At 37.3% G+C, this 19,181-nt stretch carries 17 protein-coding genes; 12 read left to right on the forward strand and 5 right to left on the reverse strand.

The features are described from left to right. From F6K40_RS19020 to F6K40_RS19035, 4 genes are all read right to left on the reverse strand, one after another. On the reverse strand, positions 1-3,173 hold a 3,173-nt coding region (locus tag F6K40_RS19020), incomplete at its 3' end, for a CHAT domain-containing tetratricopeptide repeat protein (RefSeq protein WP_293138605.1). 2 nt (positions 3,174-3,175) lie between these two features. After that, positions 3,176-4,279 carry a tetratricopeptide repeat protein gene (locus F6K40_RS19025; RefSeq protein ID WP_293138607.1) on the reverse strand — a complete coding sequence of 368 codons (1,104 nt, stop codon included), beginning with the start codon at positions 4,277-4,279 and terminating at the stop codon, positions 3,176-3,178. A gap of 375 nt (positions 4,280-4,654) precedes the next feature. Continuing rightward, on the reverse strand, positions 4,655-5,938 hold the full coding sequence (locus F6K40_RS19030) for a tetratricopeptide repeat protein (protein ID WP_293138609.1): 1,284 nt from the start codon (positions 5,936-5,938) through the stop codon (positions 4,655-4,657). A gap of 251 nt (positions 5,939-6,189) precedes the next feature. Further along, positions 6,190-6,570, reverse strand: a complete 381-nt coding sequence (locus tag F6K40_RS19035) for a hypothetical protein (RefSeq protein ID WP_293138611.1) — start codon at positions 6,568-6,570, stop codon at positions 6,190-6,192. Positions 6,571-7,212: 642 nt separating this feature from the next. Here F6K40_RS19035 and F6K40_RS19040 point away from each other — a divergent pair. The 4 genes from F6K40_RS19040 (at position 7,213) to F6K40_RS19055 (ending at position 10,813) form a co-directional block, all read left to right on the forward strand. Next, positions 7,213-8,319, forward strand: coding sequence for an acyl-CoA dehydrogenase family protein (locus tag F6K40_RS19040; RefSeq protein WP_293138613.1), 1,107 nt, complete (start codon positions 7,213-7,215; stop codon positions 8,317-8,319). 137 nt (positions 8,320-8,456) lie between these two features. Further along, a complete protein-coding gene (locus tag F6K40_RS19045; RefSeq protein ID WP_365672005.1) occupies positions 8,457-8,705 on the forward strand; it encodes an acyl-CoA dehydrogenase family protein in 249 nt (82 codons plus the stop codon). A 316-nt stretch (positions 8,706-9,021) separates the two neighbouring features. Then, positions 9,022-9,339: an STAS domain-containing protein gene (locus F6K40_RS19050; RefSeq protein WP_293138615.1), complete on the forward strand. Its 318-nt coding sequence runs from the start codon at positions 9,022-9,024 to the stop codon at positions 9,337-9,339. Between the two features lie 622 nt (positions 9,340-9,961). After that, the gene (locus F6K40_RS19055; RefSeq protein ID WP_293138617.1) at positions 9,962-10,813 is read left to right on the forward strand and encodes a TPM domain-containing protein; all 852 of its coding nucleotides are present in this window, start codon (positions 9,962-9,964) and stop codon (positions 10,811-10,813) included. Positions 10,814-11,120: 307 nt separating this feature from the next. Here F6K40_RS19055 and F6K40_RS19060 read toward each other — a convergent pair whose 3' ends face one another. Then, positions 11,121-11,675: a carboxymuconolactone decarboxylase family protein gene (locus F6K40_RS19060; RefSeq protein ID WP_293138619.1), complete on the reverse strand. Its 555-nt coding sequence runs from the start codon at positions 11,673-11,675 to the stop codon at positions 11,121-11,123. 197 nt (positions 11,676-11,872) lie between these two features. Here F6K40_RS19060 and F6K40_RS19065 point away from each other — a divergent pair, with 197 nt between their 5' ends. The 8 genes from F6K40_RS19065 (at position 11,873) to F6K40_RS19100 (ending at position 18,891) form a co-directional block, all read left to right on the forward strand. Continuing rightward, complete coding sequence (locus F6K40_RS19065; protein WP_293138621.1) at positions 11,873-12,544, forward strand: TetR/AcrR family transcriptional regulator; 672 nt, start codon at positions 11,873-11,875, stop codon at positions 12,542-12,544. A gap of 290 nt (positions 12,545-12,834) precedes the next feature. Further along, the gene (locus F6K40_RS19070) at positions 12,835-13,521 is read left to right on the forward strand and encodes a DUF2459 domain-containing protein (RefSeq protein ID WP_293138623.1); all 687 of its coding nucleotides are present in this window, start codon (positions 12,835-12,837) and stop codon (positions 13,519-13,521) included. Positions 13,522-13,557: 36 nt separating this feature from the next. Next, positions 13,558-14,331: a 1-(5-phosphoribosyl)-5-[(5-phosphoribosylamino)methylideneamino]imidazole-4-carboxamide isomerase gene (hisA, locus tag F6K40_RS19075; RefSeq protein ID WP_293138625.1), complete on the forward strand. Its 774-nt coding sequence runs from the start codon at positions 13,558-13,560 to the stop codon at positions 14,329-14,331. Between the two features lie 218 nt (positions 14,332-14,549). Beyond that, complete coding sequence (locus F6K40_RS19080; protein ID WP_293138627.1) at positions 14,550-15,080, forward strand: tol-pal system YbgF family protein; 531 nt, start codon at positions 14,550-14,552, stop codon at positions 15,078-15,080. A 420-nt stretch (positions 15,081-15,500) separates the two neighbouring features. Next, positions 15,501-16,742: a calcium-binding protein gene (locus F6K40_RS19085; protein WP_293138629.1), complete on the forward strand. Its 1,242-nt coding sequence runs from the start codon at positions 15,501-15,503 to the stop codon at positions 16,740-16,742. Positions 16,743-17,035: 293 nt separating this feature from the next. Then, positions 17,036-17,236, forward strand: coding sequence for a hypothetical protein (locus tag F6K40_RS19090; RefSeq protein ID WP_293138631.1), 201 nt, complete (start codon positions 17,036-17,038; stop codon positions 17,234-17,236). Between the two features lie 40 nt (positions 17,237-17,276). Then, positions 17,277-18,410 (forward strand): RNA-guided endonuclease InsQ/TnpB family protein, encoded by a 1,134-nt coding sequence (locus F6K40_RS19095; RefSeq protein WP_293138633.1) that lies wholly within the window; start codon positions 17,277-17,279, stop codon positions 18,408-18,410. A gap of 136 nt (positions 18,411-18,546) precedes the next feature. Further along, positions 18,547-18,891, forward strand: a complete 345-nt coding sequence (locus F6K40_RS19100) for a hypothetical protein (protein ID WP_365672013.1) — start codon at positions 18,547-18,549, stop codon at positions 18,889-18,891. The last annotated feature ends 290 nt before the right edge of the window (positions 18,892-19,181 follow it).

Genomic DNA, 19,181 nt, shown 5'->3' on the forward strand with positions numbered 1-19,181 from the left:
TCATCTTCTACTTTCCACAGACTAATCATTTGACTTTCACTGCCGGCAATCACGAAAGCACGACGTAATCCATAAATTCCTTCCCCGGCGCTAATATCTCCTATTCCTGTATCGCAAGCGGACAACACAACTAATTGAGTACCGACGAGATTTAAGAGGGTGGCTTCGTAAGCGGTAAAAACTCCATCATCTCCTCCACTCTGTTGTTTTTCGACTCCCGCAAATACTAAACCAGAACGAAATAGGGGATTATCAAAATCGGTTGAGTTTTCTGATGTAGGTTTGGATAAAAAGAATCCATGAGTGGCAATATGGAGGAAGTCGGGATTTTTGACTTGTTTGAGGGCGTTTTCTGTGGCTTTGGTTTTGGTTAAAGTTAGAGCTTCCGGGAATAGTTGACTGATGGTTTCTGCTTCTAGTTGTGTGCCTCCCAGGGGTAGAAATACGAAATCGGATAAGTCTATGGAACGGTAATTTTCCAGGGCGACTTTTTCTCCCTGTTGTTGATATTTGGGGTTGGCGATGACTAGGGGAGTTTGTCTGTTATTTTGGAGGTTTTGTCTGAGCAAGTCTCGTCCAGAGGTGAGATAGGTAATTTGATAATTTTCGACTAAATATTGGTTGTTCTCATCGACTAATGCTTCAAAGGGGATGAGGTTGAGAGCTGCATCGGGAGATAAGAGAATGGTTTTGGTTTCTCCGAGGAGTTGGCGTACTGGCTGCATTACCATTTGATCGAGTTTTCTGGCAGAGCGTTTGAGTTGTTCGAGAGGAACGTTGGAGTTGCGGAGGTATTTGCGTAATTTTTCTACTGTTTTGTCGATGGGTTCTGCTTCTCCTAAGTCGATGGCTTGGGGTTCCCCTGTTTGATAGAGAATATAAGCAGCATAGCGAGGTTTGCCAAAGCGTTCGTTTTCGGGTGCTTTAGGATTAAATGGTTTATAGCGGACTAATTCTACTAAAGCAGTATCCGCAGGAATTTGTTGTTGCATCTTTTCAATGGTAATTGGTTGAGACAAATTGCCAAACTCAGCACTACGCTCGCTCAGTTTGCCTTCAAGTTCTTTTACTTCTTTTTCGACGTTTGTGAGTAGTTCGCGGTAAACTTCGGGGGAAGGAAAATCTTCTAGCTTTTTGAAGATCAGGTTAGAGAGTTGAGTGCGTTTAGCGATGAGTTGATTCAAGAATTTTTGAGTGCCAGAGTCATCAGTACGCTGGCGCAGAATTTGTAGGCTGTTTGTGAGAAAATCCAGGATGCGTCCTTTGCGCTCAAAGATAGTTTTAAGTGCTAGACGAGTTGCTTCTGAGTTATTGAGTGCAGACTGGAGATTGAGAGAAATGGCTATATTAGCCCCTCTTGAAATTTTCTTCATGTACTCCTGTTTCTGGAGTTCATCACCTGCCACTAAGTTTTGAGACAAATTATGTTCTGCTACTGCAAGTCCTTGGCTTAAAATTTTCACAGCATCGGTTGTCTTGCCTTGTGAGTAGTAAAGTCCTGCCAGATTTTCCAGAATTATTGCCACGTCGAGGTGATTGTCTCCTAATTTTTCCTTTATGATAGCTAAGGACTGTTGATAGAGAGGTTCCGCTTCTGTGTATCTCCCTTGAGATTTGTAAAGTCCTGCCAGATTGCTCAGACTCGTTGCCACATCAGGGTGATTATCTCCTAATTGTTCCTTTCTGATAGCTAAGGATTGTTGATAGAGGGGTTCGGCTTCTATGTATCTCCCTTGAGATGTGTACAGGAATGCCAGATTGTTCAGACTTGTTGCCACATCGGGGTGATTATCTCCTAATTTGTCCTTTGTGATAGCTAAGGACTCTTGATAGAGAGGTTCAACTTCTGTGTATCTCCCTTGTGAGTAGTAAAGTCCTGCCAGATTGTTCAGACTCGTTGCCACAGAGGGGTGATTATCTCCTAATTGTTCCTTTCTGATAGCTAAGGACTGTTGATAGAGAGGTTCGGCTTCTGTGTATCTCCCTTGAGATTTGTAAAGTCCTGCCAGATTGCTCAGACTCGTTGCCACAGAGGGGTGATTATCTCCTAATTTTTCCTTTATGATAGCTAAGGACTGTTGATAGAGAGGTTCGGCTTCTGTGTATCTCCCTTGAGATTGGTAAAGTAATGCCAGATTGTTCAGACTCCTTGCCACATCGGGGTGATTGTCTCCTAATTGTTCCTGTCTGATATCTAAGGACTGTTGATAGAGAGGTTCGGCTTCCGTGTATCTCCCTTGTAACCTGTAAAGTACTGCCAGATTGTTCAGACTTGTTGCCACATCGGGGTGATTGTCTCCTAATTTTTCCTTTATGATAGCTAAGGACTGTTGAAAGAGAGGTTCGGCTTCCGTGTATCTCCCTTGTAACCTGTAAAGTAATGCCAGATTGTTCAGACTCGTTGCCACAGAAGGGTGATTGTCTCCTAATAGTTCCTTTGTGATAGCTAAAGACTCTTGATAGAGGGGTTCAGCTTCTGTGTATCTCCCTTGTAAACTGTAAAGGAATGCCAGATTGTTCAGACTCGTTGCCACAGAAGGGTGATTGTCTCCTAATTTTTCCTTCATAATAGCTAAGGACTCTTGATAGAGAGATTCGGCTTCTGTGTATCTCCCTTGTAACAAGTAAAGTGCCGCCAGATTGTTCAGACTCGTTGCCACAGAGGGGTGATTATCTCCTAATTTTTCCTTTGTAATAGCTAAGGACTCTTGATAGAGGGGTTCAGCTTCTGTGTATCTCCCTTGTAACCTGTAAAGTTCTGCCAGATTGTTCAGACTCGTTGCCACATTGGGGTGATTATCTCCTAATTTTTCCTTCATAATAGCTAAGGACTCTTGATAGAGAGGTTCGGCTTCTGTGTATCTCCCTTGTGACAAGTAAAGTACCGCCAGATTGTTTATACTCTCTGCTACATCAGGGTGGTTGTCTCCAAGTACCTTTTTGCGAATCGCTAACACTTTCTCTGCCAAGGAAATAGCTTCAGCATACTTGCCTTGCTGATACAACTCAACAACCTGCTGAAATAATCTCTCTGCTTCAGCTAACTCATCTTCCTCTGAAACCTGAGACAATGCTTGCTCCACAATAGGCACTGGCATCCCTACCCAAAAACCAGTCACCCCAACAAGAGCAACCACAGACGATATAGATAACTCGATCAAACTCTTTTTCATAATCAATCCCTCCCCAAAACTGCATTTATTAGTTCTTCATCTTCCTTATTTAGCCGCTTGCCTAACACCAAATAATTTACTCTTGCTTTCCCCAACAACTCCGCCGCCTCATCCCTATTACCTAACACATATTCCACCACCCCTAATCCCAATTGCATCATCACCTTAACTTCGCTCATCTCCTTCTCCACACTCAACGCCAAACCTTGCTGATCAACCTCCTTCGCCATTAAATTTAATCCTACTCGTTGGTAAGTATCCCCCAACAACTGATAAACCGTTGCCGTCTCACTTCCAGATTTAACTAACCCTTTCAACACCTGAATAGCCTCAAAATTTAATCTATTCCCTCGGTAAAAATAGGCTAAAATCAACCCTTCTTGCTCCTGACTTAATCCCTGCTGCTTAATATCCGCCACTTTTTCCCGCAAAACCTTTGCTTCCTCATCCTTTAAGACACGAAACGAACCATAGTCATAATTAATATATTCGTCCGTAAAAGCAACCCCACTATCAGCAGATACTGTAACGTTATGCGAATACCCAAGCTCCAACTCCCCATCATAAACAATTTGGTTTTCCTTCGTTTCTCCTTCCCACTCTCCTTCTAAACCTTCCACTTTAACTTTATAATTAGTTGCCCCAGGAACTTCATTCCAGCGAATAGTTAATGAGTCATTGAAAACCTTAGTATAGCGAGGACTAATTAGATAGGGCAATTCCTTTAGCTTTTCTTCTCTTAAACCAGGGACACGGATTGTCGGGTTATTACACTTTGGACACAATCTAATAACCCCCTCCCCTTCAGGACATCCCTGAGAAACAAGATATGTCCCTGGTTGCTCCACTTTCCATTGATTGCGATCGCTACAATAAACCGTTACCGAAGCATTATTTCCCAGCATAACTTGATCCTCACCACTGAGAGTAATACCAGACTCAGCTTGAATAAAATCCTTCCATTGTGTCTTTTTGACTTGGACATTCCCCAAAAAATTAATCAGCAGATGAATGGGACTACTTAAAACAGGCGTTGCCCATCCTATAATTATTAAAGTTAATGTCGCCTGAATTGTCCTTTTCCAATTCAACATAGAATTTACCATTATTTGTATTGTTTAATCTTTACTATTATCTACAGGACTTACGCAAATTATTAGATAACACCCTATTTGTAGGGGGGCGAATGCCATTCGCCCCTACAGGTGGTTTATAATTTGACATTTTACGTAAATCCCGATCTATTTAGGGCTTGCTGATTAAATCTCAAAGAATTGCCAGATCAAGGTTATAGCCTTTTTAGGTACTGAAAAAGTACAAGGTTTTCGCTCCTTAGAGCTGTAGAAAGTAAGGATTTTGGTTGCATAAGGCAGAAAAATCAAGGGATAATTCTTCCTCCTGCCTCCTCGAAATTCCTCACTCCTCCTGACTCCTAACTCCTAACTCCTAACTCCTAACTCCTGAATCCTGACTCCTGACTCCTATTTCTTCAATTGTTGTTCAGCTTCATATAACCATTCATACTCTTCAGAATTAATATCCTCACCCGGAGCTAGACGAGATTTGATCAATTTATAGCATTGTAGCCAATTTTCTTTCACTTCAGAAGATGATTTATCTGTCTTTAACAAAACCTGACTATAGATGCAAAAAGCTGCCCCTGGATTTCGGATATATTTTTGATATTTAGGATTTTTAGCAATGTTCATTGCAGCTCGAAGATGGAAATTAGCATCATCATATCGCTCTTGATTAAATCTTGCCCACCCTAAATTTTTATATATGCCATATTTTTGAGTCTGGAAATTCAACTTTTCCACATCCGTTAACTGCTCAAAATTCTGTTCTTTTTCCTCTAAAAGCTGCACACCTTGATTCAGCAAATCTATCCCTTCCTGATTCTTATTTTCCCGAATATACCAATAAGCAAGATTATTATAGGCATCCAAAAATCCACCTTTAGCCGCAATTATGTATTGTTTCTTGGCATTGTCAAAATCCTGTAATTCTTCATAAATAATTGCCAACTTATAACGAGCATCTAAATTATCAGCATCTAACTTAATTGCTTGTAAATATTTCTCCTCTGCCGAAGCTAATTTTTCTTGGTCTTGTAATTTTTGACCTGCCAATTTGTAGCCATTAGAAATAGATGGCAAATTCAACCAAATTCCTAATAACAATCCAGTCATTAATAAACTCGAACCAAGCTTTGCCTCCTCGTGAAAATGTTGAGGAATTTTGACTTTCTCTAAAACTTTATCAAACCCTTTTTTTCCCGTTTCCGTTAACTCACTTTGAGCTTGCAGCAAAGATAAAATACTAGGAATAGCAATAGTTACTGCACCCCCTAACCCCGAACCACTACTCAGAAAAAGACTAACCAAGGTTCCTAAAACAGCTAAATTTCCCGTCCAAACTATAAGTCTGATAACTCTAATTAACCAGTCAAAACGATTCCAAGGGTGAGATTCTCTCGCCTTTTCCTGAACATAAATATCCAAATACCACCACCAAGTATCGGGAGATTTAGGGAAATTTTTTCGATATTCAGCTAAATCAAAATCTTGAATCAATTTCTCGGCATTCTGTTTTAGTTGACCGTCTAATTCTTCAAGTTTCAATATTTCATAAATAGAAGGTTTAACTTTATTTGATAATGTCTTATTCAGAGCATCTCTAGTTAATAAAATATCTAAAGTATCCTCCTTTGATAGAGTCTTAGAAGTATTTAACTTTTCTAACAACTTTTGATAATAAATCATCCTCTAAATTAACCTCCAAATATTGATAGTTTGAACAAAAAATAACATTTTATGGTAGGGGTTTGGTCTCCAAACCCAAGCCAAAATGGGATTTGTTAACCAAACCCCTACAGGTTTTTTTCACCAATCATTTCATATTGCTATATTTACAGTTTGACTAAAAAATAACATTTATTTAGCTCTTATATTTACAGCTATAGCAATCCTCAATAGGTTATAACATTTTATCCTAGGGGTTTAATTTCCAAATCCTAGATTGGGTTTGGAGACCAAACCCCTACGATTTTTTTGTGATAAATTCTGGAATATTTATCTATGAGTAATGGGTTTGGAGACCAAACCCCTACGATTTTTTTGTGATAAATTCTGGAATATTTATCTATGAGTAATGGATTTGGAGACCAAACCCCTACGATTTTTTTGTGATAAATTCTGGAATATTTATCTATGAGTAATGGATTTGGAGACCAAACCCCTACGATTTTTTTGTGATAAATTCTGGAATATTTATCTATGAGTAATGGATTTGGAGACCAAACCCCTACGATTTTTTTTTCATAAATTCTAGAATATTTATCTATGAGTAATGGATTTGGAGACCAAACCCCTACGATTTTTTTTTCATAAATCATGGAATATTTATCTATGAATAATCGGTTTGGAGACCAAACCCCTACGATTTTTTTGTGATAAGTTCTGGAATATTTATCTATGAGTAATGGATTTGGAGACCAAACCCCTACGATTTTTTTTGTGATAAATTCTGGAATATTTATCTATGAGTAATGGATTTGGAGACCAAACCCCTACGATTTTTTTTTGATAAATTCTGGAATATTTATCTATGAGTAATGGATTTGGAGACCAAACCCCCTACGATTTTTTTTTCATAAATTCTGGAATATTTATCTATGAATAATCGGTTTGGAGACCAAACCCCTACGGTTTTTTTTTCATAAATTCTGGAATATTTATCTATGAGTAATGGATTTGGAGACCAAACCCCTACGATTTTTTTGTGATAAATTCTGGAATATTTATCTATGAGTAATGGATTTGGAGACCAAACCCCTACGGTTTTTTTTTCATAAATCATGGAGTATTTATCTATGAATAATGGATTTGGAGACCAAACCCCTACGATTTTTTTTTGATAAATTCTGGAATATTTATCTATGAATAATGGGTTTGGAGACCAAACCCCTACAGTTTTCTTGATAAGTCATTTATAATTGCTATATAATTTTACTGATAAATCATAACTAATAACTAAAATGACCATATCACTCCCCCCTAAAAATCCAGAAACAACCCAAAATATAGAACAAATTACCTATTCAATTTTACAAAATTCAGTTGTTCCCGTAGCCAACGAAATTGATAGTAACCAAACAGAACTAAAAAAGGCTTTAATGAGTCTAGGAAAATCAGGTTTATTAGCACTACAAATTCCGCAAAAGTGGGGAGGTTTAGAATTAAACCAACAAGATTTTTGGAATTATCAATTACTTGTAGCCAGATATTCTGGAGCATTATCTTTTCTCCAAACCCAACATCAAAGTGCAGCAGCAATATTAGCATCAAGTCATAATTATACACTACAACAACAATATTTACCCCATTTGAGCCACGGCAAAATCTTATTAGGAGTAGGCTTTTCTCAACTTCGACGTTCTGGGGAAACACCTATTAAAGCTTTCCCGACTGCAGGTGGATATTATATAGAAGGAACTGTGCCTTGGATAAGTGGATGGGGTATATTTCAAGAGTTTATTATCGCAGCAAAATTACCAGATAACAGAGCAATTTTTGGGATGATGCCTTTCTTTGAAACTAATCAATCAAACGGCAATATTACTTTCTCAGAAATTATGCCTTTGTGCGCTATTAATTCAACTAATACTGTTAGTGCTACAGTCAAAAATTGGTTTTTACCTAATGAACGCTTAATTTCTATTAAACCTGCAAATTGGGTTCAAGAAAACGACAGAAAAAAAATATTACGCTTTACTGCTTTTGCTTTAGGATGTGCTTTGGCAGGAATAGATATTATGACAGAAGTTTCCAACAAGAAATCTCAAGCTTTTATTACAGATGCTATACATTCTCTGACAGCAGAAATCGAGCGATGTCGAAATTCTATAGAACTAGCTAATAAAAATCCCGATACAGATTTTGACACCAAACTCCACCTCAGAGCAACAGCTATTAATTTAGCTCAACGCTGTGCTGCTGCTGCTGTTACTGTTGCCAGTGGAGCAGCGAATCACAAAAATCATGCAGCGCAACGAGTTTACCGAGAAGCTCTAGTCTATACAGTTGCAGCTCAAACTACAGACATTATGGAAGCTACTCTCAAAAATTTAGTTCGCAGATTTTAACTAAAAGTTATACACAGGACTTACGCAAAATACGAAATCATACACCTTTAGGACTTACGCATGAACGCTATTGGTAGGGTGTGTTTCGCTCCGCGACATGAAAAGCGCTAGCGTAACGCACCAGCACACCTTATGTAATGCCTTTTGTAGGGGCGAATGGCATTCGCCCTCTACTATATTATATATGGTGGTTCTGCGTAAGTCCTGATACATATAATTTAGCCCAACGCTGTGCTGCTGCTGTTGTTACTGTTGCCAGTGGAGCAGCAAATCACAAAAATTATGCAGCGCAACGAGTTTACCGAGAAGCTCTAGTCTATACAGTTGCAGCTCAAACTACAGACATTATGGAAGCTACTCTCAAAAATTTAGTTCGTAGATTTTAACTAAAACAGGACTTACGCAAAATATGAAAATATACACCACCTGTAGGGGCGAATGGCATTCGCCCTCTACTATATATGGTGGTTCTGCCTAAGTCCTGAAAAATTTAGTTCGTAGATTTTAACCAAAAATTATACATAGCGGTTCTCGTGATCTAGATCATTAGTTCTTCAATCAGAATATCACTACTAAAGATCCATATTATCACCACTAAAGATCCGTATTATCACGAATTACAGCGAAAGAAGTCACTGAGGAAGTCAATGGTAATACCATACAATAATCTTGTATCTCAAATTAGTAAATCAGGAAAAAACCATGGCTTTATTAATTCGTCCGGCAGGTGCTTTTAATGAACAAAATAGTTCTCTAATACAGAAAAAATTGCAAAAAACTCTAGCTAGTAGATCGGAACATTGCTGTGTAATAGATCTCGCCACTATAGATTCTATTAATAATCATGGATTAATCACCCTAGTAGCATTGCGTCGTATAGCTAACAGTAATGGTTGTAAACTATATCTAATGAATTTGAATGATCCAGTGAAATATTGTCTAGAATTAACTGGACTGGACCGGATATTTGAAGTTAAGCAGAGAGTGAGAAATAGGAACTATGCTAAAATAGCAAGCTAACTACGGAAGTCAAAAGTAAAAAGTCATGCATTATGATTTTATAGGCTCAAAACTTTGATGCTAAAGTAATTTCAAGAAACTGTTTTACGTTTCAATATCCGATAAGTAGTGTAGTCTAAGTTAATGAAATTGGTATAAAATTATTTTTATAAATGCTTTAATTATTAGTGAGTGAAAATCGTTATATCTTAATCTTTAATAATAATTATTTTACTTTTTGACCAAGAAATAAGGTCTCAAGCTTCCTGTTTAAAAGAGATAAAAAAGGAAATTGGATTTCAAGTTTCATCTAATACCGCCAGAAACCGGGGAAAGTTTTAAATGCCCCAGTCTATAACATCTACCTCCCACAAACCCGGTTTCTTATAACACTTCCATTGCTAGCGGATTTTATCTATAGCAGTCCCAGCAAAGGTTAGGACGCATCAAAAGCCTAAAACTTCGACAACGCCATATTTTTCCTTCTGCCTCCCCCCTTTCAAAGGGGGGTAGGGGGGATGCCTTCTGCCTTTTGCTATAACCGATCGCTGCTGTATGGCCACTGAGCAAAATCATAAATTAATCGACTGCACCTGAATAATTAATAGCGAACATTTTTTTGTTTCTCCAAGAGGTAGAAATTATGAATTTTCCTTTAATTATCTTGAGATGTACCTTGCCAATAATTTTTCTAGTCCAAATTTGGCTAATACATCCTTTGCCCAGTTTTGCTCTAACCGTACAAGAAATACCAAATCCCCGACAAGACTATTATGGTTGGGTGACAGATATGGCTGAAATTCTCAGTCCAAATACAGAAACTCAACTTAACCAAATGATTTCCAACTTAGAAGCCAAAAATGGCTCCGAAATTGCTGTTGTGACTGTCCCAGAAACTCAACCCGCAGCAACTCCCAAAGCATTTGCAACTAAGTTGTTTAATTATTGGGGAATTGGAAAAAAAGGTCGAAATAATGGGGTTTTGTTTTTAGTTTCTGTAGGCGATCGCCGTGTGGAAATTGAAACGGGTAAGGGAATACAGCAAACTTTACCAAATGCTAAGGTTAGTAATATTATCGACACCAAAATTATCCCGGAATTTAAGTCAGGAAATTTTGAAAGTGGTGTGGTTGCAGGTACAAAAGAATTAGTAACATCCCTGAAAACAGAGAAACATCAGCTAGTTAAAGGTCCCGTCACAAATATTTTTATAGGTATCTTCATCGGTATTTTGTTAGTATTGATGTTCGGGTACTTTCAAACTATTTTCTATGGAATTATAATGGTATTTTACTCATATCAAACTCCATTCCTCTTATATATTTCCATCGGTACCTTCATTGGTATCTTGTTGATATGGCCGTTTTATAAAAAGGGTGGTTACTTGAGTAGCTCTGGAGATTATAGTAGTGACAGTTCTGATGGTTGCAGCTCTAGTGGTGGCAGTTTTGGTGGTGGTGGCAGTGATGGCGGTGGTGATGGCGGTGGCTGGTAATAACTATACCAGGACTTACGCAAATTCTTAGACAATACGCTATCCGCAGAGGGCGAATGCCATTCGCCCCTACTAGATATGGCAGTTCTGCGTAAGTCCTGACTATTAGACATCTCCAAAAATCAAAAATAAAATCAATTATCAAGTATAAATCCTCAATTCTTTCCGCCTACTCATTACTCATTACTCATTACTCATTACTCATTACTCATTACCCGCATTACTCATTACTCATTACTCATTACTCATTACTCATTACTCATTACTCATTACTCATTACTCATTACTCCCTCTTTTCTGGAGATGTCTACCCAAATAATAATTCCTTAGATCCTGCATAACCAGATTCTACTATGTGACAAGCCATTTGTTCGTAAGCACCAGACTCCTTTGGTGTAGTTGTTGCTAAACCATCTACATAACGATTAAACATACAAAAAGCTGCTGCAATTAATACTGTATCGTGAATTTCCCTATCTGTTGCACCTAAATTTTTTGCTTGTTGAATATCATCCTCAGAAACTTGTTTACCATCAAGTCGCACTTTTGCTGCTATTTTTAGTAGCGCCTTGAGTTTATCTGTGATACTTGCACTCTCAAGATTTTGGTAAATTGTATCAACTACATTACTTTTGTTTTTAAACAGTTGTTTAGCTACCGCTCCATGAACACCTGCGCAAAAATTGCATTCGTTCCGCTGGGATACATAAGCAGCTATTAGTTCCCGCTCTTCTAATAATAGGGGTGATTCTCCTCTCAATAAGGTCTCGCTCAATTCTAGCAGCAGTTTGCCTGTATCTGGTCGATATTTCATTAAACCCATGATGCCAGGGAAGTTAGATGGTATATCTATATGTGCCATTTGTTACTCCTAACTATTTTTTACTAACTAAATATTTAGTTAGTAATTACTATAAAGCTATTAAATTGGCTTTGTCAAGAGTTAACGAAGCAAATGCTAATATTAATAGGTTAAGGCCAAGTGTTGGCCATAGCTAAGAGTGGAAAGCTTGGCCTTTTCAGTTCAAGCCAGTAAATTTGTTGGGAGTCTGTATAATTGTGAACCATCCAGCCAAAGAAAAATCATTGCCATCCAAGAAACGAAAATTGCGCGATCGAGAAGCAACAAAAGCAGAAATTTTAGATGCTGCTGAAGAAGAATTTGCTAAGTCTGGTTTAGCTGGGGCGAGAATAGATGCGATCGCGGATCGTACAGGAGTGACAAAGGCCATGATTTACTATTACTTCAACAGTAAAGAGGGTTTATATCAGGAAGTTTTTCAACGACTGGTGAGAGAACTGAATCAAATGATTCATCCGTCGCAACTAGAAAAGTTATCAGCAGAAGTAGGATTGAAAATGCTAGTAGAGAGAGCGATCGCCTACGAAGTATCTCATCCTCACAGAGGGAGACTATGGTTTCACGAAGCAATTCAAAATCAGGGTAAATATGGTAAATTAAGTGGTTGGCAAGAAAGTTTTGTCTGTTTAGTAAATATTCTAGAACGGGGAATAGGAGAAGGAAGTTTCCGGGAGCTAGATCCCTTTTTAACAGCTATTAACATTTTGGGGATATGTGTGTTCTATTTTGATGCCCAGGAAAATCTAAATTATTTCCAGCCAGAACGGCAACTTTTAAGTAAAAAAATGATTGAAAAACAAACTCAAGAAGCAATCAATTTAATTTTAGGAGGAGTGCTGCTGCATCCAGAAAAACCCTGTAGAGTTTAAGAGAGAGTCAAAATTCAATTACTTTTGCATAATTCAACAGAATAATTAAACTCATTAATTTTGAGGTTTATATTTTTTGGAAAATGTAGTTTAAATTCAAAATATTAACCAATCATCATAGCAGTTTATATTAATCAAAAAAATCAGGTTTTAAGCCTCCCCTTGGATAGGGAATGAAAAGAAGAAACTTGAGTATTTTAAGCCTCTATATTTAGTCATAGATACTGATGACTGATAACTGATAACTGATAACTGAAATGACGATCCCTATCAATAAATCATAATTTTTTATGCTAAAAAATAAATTTACTAAACTTTTATTAATATTTATTTTCTCTATAGTTATTTGCTTAAATATTGGTTACTTTACTCCGAGGAATTTGGGTAATAATTCTTGTGATTTAAACTTCCGAAAAAATGGTATACCCATATACATTTACAATACAGGTATCCATACAGATATTTTAGTTCCAGTCAAAACTAAAATTTGGGATTGGGAGCAACATTTAAACTTAAAATTAATAGCTAATCCATCAGTTTCAATAAATTATCTAGCTTTTGGCCTTGGTGATCGAGCTTATTTTCTAGAAACTTATACTGGGACATCATTGCAAATTACAACAACTTTTAAGGCCCTATTCCTGCCAACACCTTCTACAATCAGGATATTAGCTTATCAAAATATTCCTCAACAATATCAAATTAAATGTGTTATAATTACTAAATCTAATTACCAGAGGCTAATGGAATTTATCAATGATTCTTTCCAATTTGATGCCCAAGGTAATAGAAGAAGTCTGACCATAGACCCTAATTATAGAGTTGGTTTTTATGCCGCAAAAGGTAGTTATTCAATTTTAAGAGCTTGTAATGATTGGACTGCAGAAGCTCTGAGGTTAGCAGGAGTAAAAACTCCTTTATGGTCAGGACTTTCTGGTGCAATTATGTATCATGTTAATAGTGGGTGTAACTGTTAACAAAGTTAGTAGTGTTGTATACAAAAAATAGATTCTATGAATATAATTCCCGCGATCGACATATTAGGTGGACGTTGTGTAAGGTTGTATCAAGGAGATTATAAGCAAACGCAAGTTTTCAATGATAACCCAGTTGATGTAGCGAAAAGATGGGTAGACGAAGGAGCAACTAAGCTACACTTAGTAGACTTAGACGGTGCAAAAGCAGGACAACCAGTTAATCAAAAGACTATTGAAGCGATCGTCAAAGCAGTAGATGTACCAGTACAAATAGGTGGCGGATTACGCAATTATGCCACAGTTGCCAGTGTGCTTGCTCTTGGGGTGGAGCAGGCGATTTTAGGTACTGTTGCTCTAGAGCGACCTCAGTTAGTTTCCAACCTTTGCCAGGAGTTTCCTGGTCAAATTATTGTTGGTATTGATGCCAGAGATGGTAAGGTTGCCACTAAAGGTTGGTTAGAAACTTCAGAAGTATTAGCAACTGACCTAGCGCGTCAAATGGCCAAATTTAAAGTTGCAGCGATCGTCTACACTGATATTCACCGGGATGGCACTCTCAAAGGCCCAAATATAGAAGCCTTAAGGGAGTTAGCGACTGCAGTCAATATTCCAGTGATTGCTTCTGGTGGTGTTAGTTCAATTACGGATCTGTTAAGCTTACTAGGATTAGAACCTATTGGTGTTGAAGGTGCAATTGTTGGTCGTGCTTTATATACTGGAGATATTAGTCTTACAGAAGCAAATCAAGCAGTAGGTCAAGGGCGTTGGCAAGATGTCCCTCTAAACTTGGGCTATTCTGCATTTGCTTAATTTTACAGGGGTTTTCATGTAGGTAGACCACAAAGTAAGGATTAACCATGGTTAGTCCCTACAGGGCGATCATTTTTTTAATAACTAGGACTTACGCAAAGAAACCGGGTTTTTAGGATAAATCGTTGTTTTGGCAATAAATATCTAAGAAAAAACCTGGTTTCTGAGTTTATTTGCGTAAGTCCTGATAACGATAAATTTAATAACTATAGCAGATTGTGAGTTCAGAAAACCTAGAATTATTTGAAACTGAATATAAAGCTGGCAAACACGCCTTTGAACGCGGTCAATATAGTAAATCATTACAGCATTTAGAAACTGCCCTGGAAAATATTAATCCTAATTCTCGCTTAGGAGGAGAAACACAAATCTGGCTAGTGACAGCATATCAAGCGGCAGGCAAAGTTCAAGAAGCTACTGCCCTTTGTAAAAAACTCATTCATCATTCTTATTTACAAACCAGACAACAAGCAAAACGTATATTAGCTATTCTGGAAGCACCTGTACTGAGAACCCGACCAGAATGGGTGACAAAAATTCCTGACTTGGGGGAAATATCTGAAAGTGATGCCAAAGATCGCAGGGGTAGTGGTTTAGTTTCCCAAGTTAAGTCTCCTCCACCGAAGCCAAAAATTCCTCAGTTAGAAGTTGTCGATCCAAGCAAGGTTAACACGAAAGATAATCAATTTGTTTGGGTAGCTTTAGTATTGATAATTCTGACTTTAAGTGGATTAGTTTGGTTGAGTTAATTTTTTGTTTAGAATGCTATGAGAAACCGGGGATTTCACAAGTAATGAGTAATGAGTAATGAGTAATGAGTAATAAATAATAAGTAATTCCTCTGCCTGAAATCATAGAGTTCAAAAAAATTATCATTTTTTGAATTTTTCTTCATGAATGAAGAGACTTTAAACTAACATCAACGGGCTTGATTTTACTTATTACTTATTACTCATTTGAAAATAATACTTTGGAAATTATGGCGCCGTTACCAGAACATAAAAGTGCAAAAGTGATTATTGCAGACGTTAAGATAAATAATTGATTTATAGTATAAACAATTATCTATAATATTTTCATACTATTTATTTATACCAAAAAAATATTAACTCTAAGTTAACTTAAGCTATAATGCTGAAAACCAAAATTTAGAATAAACAAGAAAAGTTATGGAAGAAGAATTATTGAATTCAGGGTTTGAAACGCCAGAACTTGAAGACGACCAATTTACCGACCAACTAAATAGACTAGGTTTAAATATTGACCCACCAATTCCCAATTGGGAAGTATACGATCCAGATGGTCTAGTTGAAAGTTTCGCAGATGCAGAACTCCCAGCATTCGATGCTCCACTTGTGGGTATATTTAATCCAGCAACAGGAGCAGGTAATACACCTCATCCAGATGATGGCGTTCCAGAAGGAAATAATATCGCATTTGCGGACAGTGGTTTGCAAGCAGGTGAAGGTCGAGTAGGAATATTTCAGCCTCTCAATACAGTGCTAGAAGCTGGTAAAAAATACACCTTACAGGTAGAAGTAGGAAATCCTCAAGCTTTCACTCTGCAAACATTACAAGCTAGTTTTGAACTAAACGGTTTTCCTGGTTATCAAGTCCAACTATTGGCAGGAGATGAAGTCTTGGCAGTAGATGATAATTCTCTATCTATTTCAGAAGGAGAGTTTGAGACTGCAACTGTTACTTATCGCTCCAGTGTAAATGATGCTGCCTTGGAAGAAAACTTGGGCATCCGTTTGGTAAACCTCAATGAAAGTGAAGGTAGATCGGTAACTTTTGACTCTGTAAGTTTGAGGGTTGCAAGTATGGGTACTCAAGGCGACGATCGCCTTGTTGGTACAGATGAAAATGACCAAATTATTGGTGTTTTGGGTAATGACACTTTATTAGGTAAAGATGGTAATGATGTTTTAGAAGGTCGTCTTGGTTCTGATATCCTTTTGGGTGGAGATGGTGACGATATTCTCAGAGGTGGTCAAGGTCGCGATCGCCTTAATGGTGGTAGTGGAAATGATACTTTGGAAGGTGGTGCGAGTATCGATCGCTTTATCTTTAATACTAATGCGGCTTTCAATTCAGATGATATTGGTGTAGATAATATTACAGATTTCCAGTCAGACTTGAGACCAGACGAAGATGGAAACCAAGGAGATTTAATATTACTGGATAAGAGAACTTTTGCTGTTCTTAACAGCGATAGTGGAATAGGTTTCAGTGATGATAGTGATTTTGAAATAGTTGACAGCGATGATGCGGTCAATAATTCTGATGTTTTCATTATCTATAATGAAGCATCAGGGGAACTATTTTACAATGCTAATGGTAATATAAATCAGTTTGCTCTCCTGGAAGGTGATCCTACTATAACTGAGGATAATTTCCAAATCAGATAAGTTTTGTTTTGGGAAATTTTAGTTGAGTTGTTACAAATTACATTATCAATGGTATGTTGTATTTTGTAATAATAAAGTCTACTAGATTAACACATCAAAAATAGTGCAATAGATGTAGGTTGGGTTGAGGCACGAAACCCAACTTAATTGGTTTTTGTAAGGAAAGAAAAATGCTTGTCAAACTCCAAAAATTACAGCGTATTTTAAGATGGTCAGGTATAGTTGAAAATTAATCTCTTTTCCCTCTTCCCTGTTGCCTAGAATCTAAAAATAATGAAGGTGAGAAAAAATTTATGCCTTATAGTAAATTTACGCTCAGTAAAGCCGTAGAAGATTTTCAACTTACTATCATCGAAGGTGCTTCCTTTTTGCCGAAAGTTTCCCCAATTAATCCGACTGCTTTGCTCAAAGATACGCTTAAAGAAACAGTACCTTGGGCAATCGCAGTCAGTAGCGAAAAAGCTCGTTCTGAAGGGCTTGTAACTGTTGGCTAAAATCTGGTATTATCTATAAAAATCTGGGATTATCTGTTTTATGTTACTTGGATTTAAAACTGAACTACATCCGAATAATCAGCAAAGAACCTTACTAGCTAAACACGTTGGTGTAGCCCGTCACGCCTGGAATTGGGGATTATGGCTAACTAGAAACATCCTTAATCATAATTCTAATAATCCTGGTAGTAAACTTAAGTTTCCGACTGCAATTGGCTTACATAAACTTTTAGTAGCAATGGTTAAACCTAATAACTGTTGGTATTATGAAGTATCTAAAACAGCTCCTCAATATGCTTTGAGGCATTTATCCGTTGCTTGGAAGCGTTGTTTTAGCAAAGTCTCAGGACAACCTCAATTCAAGAAAAAAGGTAGAGATGATAGTTTCACTTTAGATGGTTCTATATCAGTAGATTTTAATCGTATAAAGTTACCTCGAATTGGTTGGGTAAAAACTTTTGAAATATTGCCAGACAATGTTATTCCAAAGTCTGTAACTATTAGCAAAAAAGCTAATAGATGGTTTGTTAGTTTCAAGATAGAGAAAGAACCTCAAATTACACATAAGTTAGTAGATGTTGTTGGTGTAGATTTAGGAGTGAAAGCTTTAGCAACATTATCAACTGGGGAGGTTTTTGAAGGTGCTAAATCCTACAAAAATTTAGTTGCTAAACTTTCTAGATTGCAATACTTAAACAGACATAAAACCAAGTTATCTAATAACTGGAAAAAAGCACAGCTAAAAATAGCTAGACTACACAGTAAAATAGCTAACATCCGTAAAGATACATTGCATAAATTGACAACTTACTTGGCTAAAAACCACAGCCAGATAGTAATAGAAGACCTTAATGTATCAGGAATGATGGCAAATCACAAGTTAGCTAAGGCTGTTGGATCTATGGGTTTTTATGAGTTTCGTAGACAGTTAGAGTACAAGTGTGAGCTATACCGTTCTAAGTTAATCATTGTTGATAGATGGTTTCCTAGTTCTAAAACCTGCAGTAGGTGTGGAAGTGTTAAAGAATCTTTGTTGTTATCAGAGCGTGTTTTCAATTGCGAACACTGCAATTTTAGCTGTGAGCGAGATTTGAATGCAGCATTAAATTTAGCGATGGCGGGCAGTTCGTCCGTGTCAGCTTGTGGACTGGATAACGCCGACGTTGCCAGGTAGAAGCAAGAATAGAACAGATAATCATAGATTTATATAGATTATCGTAGGTTTCTAAGAACGGATTATTAATCCAGTATTATTAGAAGTTAAACGTCAACTCAAAAAACAAATTAGTGTTTTTTCTGGTGAAGAGTTTGTGGTACAACCAGAAGTTGATTTAACTGGTTATGTCGATTTTCTAATTAGTCGTTCTCCAGAGCAATTATTTATTAAAGCTCCCGCAGTGGTTTTTGTTGAAGCAAAGAAAGAAGAACTCAAACCAGCTATTGGAGAATGTTTAGCAGAAATGGTAGCAGCTCAACGGTTTAATCAACAAAAGCAACAATCGATTTCAACTATTTACGGTACAATTACCAGTGGTACAGTTTGGCGGTTTCTCAAACTAGAAGAACAAACTGTAACCATTGATTTGACCGATTATCCGCTGCCACCTGTTGAGCAGATTTTAGGAATTTTGGTTTGGATGGTACAGAGTGGTTGATGTTGTCTTGAAGAAGTAGAAGTTTCTTTATAATTTCACTCCTATGTCTTTGCGAGTTAGTTGCATAATTTAATTAGTGGTCAGACGGTTGCTTGTTTTACCACGAAGGGCAGCGATCGCTTCTTTTCCTCGGTTGGAATTTTGAAGTTTACGAATTTGTAAGATGTTCCGTTCTACTAAACTATGAATACTTTTCGCGCTTGAGTGCAGGAACAGGTTTATGCAAAATCAAGTAGGTTGGGTAGAATGATCGTGAAACCCAACAAAATCTAATATTAGATTGTCGATAA

The sequence above is a fragment of the Okeania sp. SIO3I5 genome (assembly GCF_010672085.1).
GTDB lineage: Bacteria > Cyanobacteriota > Cyanobacteriia > Cyanobacteriales > Microcoleaceae > Trichodesmium.

Bases quoted from the DNA above. Each gene is read 5' to 3' on its own strand.
- F6K40_RS19025 (WP_293138607.1), bottom strand. From the start codon at position 4,279: ATGGTAAATTCTATGTTGAATTGGAAAAGGACAATTCAGGCGACATTA.
- F6K40_RS19030 (WP_293138609.1), bottom strand. From the start codon at position 5,938: ATGATTTATTATCAAAAGTTGTTAGAAAAGTTAAATACTTCTAAGACT.
- F6K40_RS19035 (WP_293138611.1), bottom strand. From the start codon at position 6,570: ATGATTTATGAAAAAAAAATCGTAGGGGTTTGGTCTCCAAATCCATTA.
- F6K40_RS19040 (WP_293138613.1), top strand. From the start codon at position 7,213: ATGACCATATCACTCCCCCCTAAAAATCCAGAAACAACCCAAAATATA.
- F6K40_RS19045 (WP_365672005.1), top strand. From the start codon at position 8,457: ATGCCTTTTGTAGGGGCGAATGGCATTCGCCCTCTACTATATTATATA.
- F6K40_RS19050 (WP_293138615.1), top strand. From the start codon at position 9,022: ATGGCTTTATTAATTCGTCCGGCAGGTGCTTTTAATGAACAAAATAGT.
- F6K40_RS19055 (WP_293138617.1), top strand. From the start codon at position 9,962: ATGAATTTTCCTTTAATTATCTTGAGATGTACCTTGCCAATAATTTTT.
- F6K40_RS19060 (WP_293138619.1), bottom strand. From the start codon at position 11,675: ATGGCACATATAGATATACCATCTAACTTCCCTGGCATCATGGGTTTA.
- F6K40_RS19070 (WP_293138623.1), top strand. From the start codon at position 12,835: ATGCTAAAAAATAAATTTACTAAACTTTTATTAATATTTATTTTCTCT.
- hisA (WP_293138625.1), top strand. From the start codon at position 13,558: ATGAATATAATTCCCGCGATCGACATATTAGGTGGACGTTGTGTAAGG.
- F6K40_RS19085 (WP_293138629.1), top strand. From the start codon at position 15,501: ATGGAAGAAGAATTATTGAATTCAGGGTTTGAAACGCCAGAACTTGAA.
- F6K40_RS19090 (WP_293138631.1), top strand. From the start codon at position 17,036: ATGCCTTATAGTAAATTTACGCTCAGTAAAGCCGTAGAAGATTTTCAA.
- F6K40_RS19095 (WP_293138633.1), top strand. From the start codon at position 17,277: ATGTTACTTGGATTTAAAACTGAACTACATCCGAATAATCAGCAAAGA.